Source organism: Bradyrhizobium diversitatis (genome assembly GCF_016031635.1).
GTDB classification, from domain to species: Bacteria; Pseudomonadota; Alphaproteobacteria; order Rhizobiales; family Xanthobacteraceae; genus Bradyrhizobium; species Bradyrhizobium diversitatis.
Genome location: NZ_JACEGD010000089.1, coordinates 1 through 3201, shown reverse-complemented (window position 1 = coordinate 3201; position 3201 = coordinate 1). Strand labels below are relative to the sequence as shown.

Below are 3201 nucleotides of genomic sequence, written 5' to 3'. Positions count from 1 at the left end.
AAGACATACCCTACGATCAACATCCGGATCATCAGCTCCGGATCGATCGACGGGCGACCCATGGACGAATAATGAGGAGCAAGTTCGCTGCGAAGCCAGGATAGATCGAGAGCAGTGTCGATCTTCCGCACCAGATGATCTTCGGGAACTACATCGCTGAGATGAAACTCGTAGAACAGTTGACCTTGGTCACCCTTCAGACGGCCCATCATGGATCGACCTCGTCGCGATTCGCGTCAACACAACGGAATCACGCTTGCTGGCTCGTCTCAACTGACTTTTGCAACAATATCGGACCAAAAGCCGACATTGGGTAGGACGAATGCTTCGGCAAAGTGCCATGTGGCCGCTAGACCAATAGCTTAGCTCGCCATTCGTCGGGACCCACCGACTGACAACCGTGCGCCGTGGCTGGCCCGCTGGCACTCTGTTGCCCGAACTTGAGGTTCGTCAATTGAGGTTACTAAATCTTTGGTAGAGTGTGTCTGAAGAATGCCGTGTTGTTCCAGAGTGGCGGGCATTTGTGAGCATCCGACCTCTTCAGAAAAGAGTCTGACGTCAAGCGCGAGGCAACCGCCGGGCAGTCACCGCAACAAGGGGATCTCCTTCGTTGCAAACGCAACTACCTTCTTACGTCAATCCTCCAGACTATTCTGATGGCTGGGGTAAATCCGCAGGAGGCTACAATGTTCAAGCGCGTTCCATTTTCCCTGGGCGATCTGATCGACCATCAATGGGGCACCGACGATAGCCTTACCGGTGTAAGCAACCCTACTCGCGAAACATTCACAAATGTTTTGATCGGCGATGCCGGCGGCAGCATGTTCGACTTTTCCAAGGGAGGCGACGACACCTTCTTTGGAGGATTTTTCAACGTCATCAATACTGTTTTCGGTGACGCGCACGGCAACATGTCGGACCACAGCAAAGGCGGCGACGACACCTTTTGGGGGGGCGGTAGTCTTCCCTCTGCACCCCCAGGCCAGTCCCCCATCAACACTTTCTACGGCGACGCGGGCGATAGCATGTCCGGCTGCGGTAAAGGCGGCGACGATACCTTCATCGGTGGCGCCTTTGCCAACAACATCTTCTACGGTGATGCTGGCAGCAGCATGTCCGGGCGCAGTAAGGGCGGCAATGACACCTTCACTGCGGCTGAATTCTTCGCCCAAAACCTTTTCTATGGCGACGTTGCCGGCAACATTTCCGGCCACAGTAAGGCCGGCAACGATTCCTTCACGGGAGGCTCGATTTCCGGCAACACCTTCTACGGTGATGCTGGCGGCAGCATGTCCGGCCACAGTAAGGGCGGCAACGACACCTTCACGGGTGGGACCAATAACTCGGTCAACACATTCTACGGCGACGCGGGGGGGAATGTGTCTGATCACAGTAAAGGCGGTGACGATACCTTCACGGTCCTGGCCACGTCCGGCGTAGTCAACATCTTCTACGGTGACGCGGGCGGCGACATGTCCCGCCATGCTAATGGCGGAAATGACAGCTTCGCGGCCAGCGGCTCGGCTTCAAATAATGTCACTGGCGACGCACTTACGATGTCGGATCACGCTGTTGGCGGCAATGATGATCTAACCTGCGGTAACACGAGCGGCGGTGGAGAAAACATTCTCCGGGGTGACGCGTTTGCCATGTCGGACTTCGCACACGGCGGCAACGATGTTCTCAAAGGCGGTAGCAACAGTGGGAGTGGTCAGCTCGAGAACTTCCTCTACGGCGACGCGCTAACTTTGTCCGGCTCCAGCACGGGCGGCAGAGATATCCTGCATGCTGGGACCGCGGCGCCCGGCGGTACAGTCAGCAATGAGATGTGGGGTGACGGATTACTGTCAGGTCGCGCTGAGGGCGGCAAAGATCAGTTCGTGTTCAAGGACGACGGCCTGATGACAGTCGGGACCCAGAACACCATCGAAGACTTCAGTCAGTGCCAACATGATCAGATCAGGTTCATCGATGTGGCGGGCGTGCAGTCATTCACTGATCTGGTCATCACCCAAAGTGGAACTGACACCGTCATTAACGCAGGACAGGATCAAGTTACTCTCCACAATTTCCTGGGTGCACTCACGGAAAAGGACTTTCTATTTGCCTGAAACGGAAGCCGTTCGCTCGTAAGATAACATTCAAGGACCTGTCCAGTGCTTCCCGCCGAGACATGGTGCTGAAGGCTGAGCCTCCATGGGGCCCAAGGGGTAGTCGGGCGAGTTGATATCCGACAGACACCGAGCGCGACACGAGCCCGGCTCTTTCCGAATTAGGCTCTCGCCAACCTTTCGGTTCGAAAGACCACCTTCCGGCTGACAAGTCATTAGCCCAATCCACGCTACAGACTGAAATTTGTAGCGACGCTTGAGTCTGCTTGTGCCCCAGACCGGACTGTCACGACCACGCCGGTAGAGGGCCCGCTTGTGACCCGAGGGGACATGGCTGCTGATAAATCGGTCACGATCAGAGTAGCAGTTTGTAGATGATCGCCCGCTAGAGGATGTAATCGGTGGCCTCAAAACTGGCCGAGCTTTCCCCTGGAGGTCGGTCTCAAGATAGGTTTGCTGGGTAATCCGTAAATGATTGGCCTTATCCTATTGCTCATTCTATTTCTTTCATTCTTGGCTTACGTCGCTTGGGCAGCCGCCTATCTCGCATTGCGGATACGTCCAGCAATGTCTTGGACGAAGATTGCGACCCTATTCATCATAATTTTTTGCATCATTGGTGCGCTGGTCGGCTGGCGTAGAGCTGTCGGAGAAGAAGATTTGTCCGGTCTCTCGCTGCTCGTCTATCCAGTGGGTGCGATAGGAATATTCGTTTGCCTATCCGCCGTCATAGGAACGACGATTGGAATCTACCGAAAGGGCAATTGCTCCTAGCCTCGTCAATGTCGCCTATTGACCGATATTGTTGCAAAAGTCAGTTGAGACGAGCCAGCAAGCGTGATTCCGTTGTGTTGACGCGAATCGCGACGAGGTCGATCCATGATGGGCCGTCTGAAGAGTGACCAAGGTCAACTGTTCTACGAGTTTCATCTCAGCGATGTAGTTCCCGAAGATCATCTGGTGCGGAAGATCGACACTGCTCTCGATCTATCCTGGCTTCGCAGCGAACTTGCTCCTCATTATTCGTCCATGGGTCGCCCGTCGATCGATCCGGAGCTGATGATCCGGATGTTGATCGTAGGGTATGTCT

The 3201-nt window shown here is 55.0% G+C and carries 3 protein-coding genes; 2 read left to right on the top strand and 1 reads right to left on the bottom strand.

Going from position 1 to position 3201, the window contains the following annotated elements:
* A partial coding sequence (locus H1B27_RS39520; RefSeq protein WP_376709018.1) for a transposase occupies positions 1-212 on the bottom strand: 212 nt, incomplete at its 3' end.
* Between the two features lie 474 nt (positions 213-686).
* Here H1B27_RS39520 and H1B27_RS39515 point away from each other — a divergent pair.
* Both H1B27_RS39515 and H1B27_RS39510 read left to right on the top strand, forming a co-directional pair.
* Entirely contained in the window at positions 687-2111 is a 1425-nt protein-coding gene (locus tag H1B27_RS39515) for an autotransporter outer membrane beta-barrel domain-containing protein (RefSeq protein WP_197969762.1), read from the top strand.
* Between the two features lie 879 nt (positions 2112-2990).
* Positions 2991-3201 (top strand): transposase (locus H1B27_RS39510; RefSeq protein WP_376709026.1); only part of this gene is annotated, 211 nt, incomplete at its 3' end.

Coding starts and splice junctions, on each gene's coding strand:
- H1B27_RS39515 (WP_197969762.1), top strand. CDS start 687: ATGTTCAAGCGCGTTCCATTTTCCCTGGGCGATCTGATCGACCATCAA.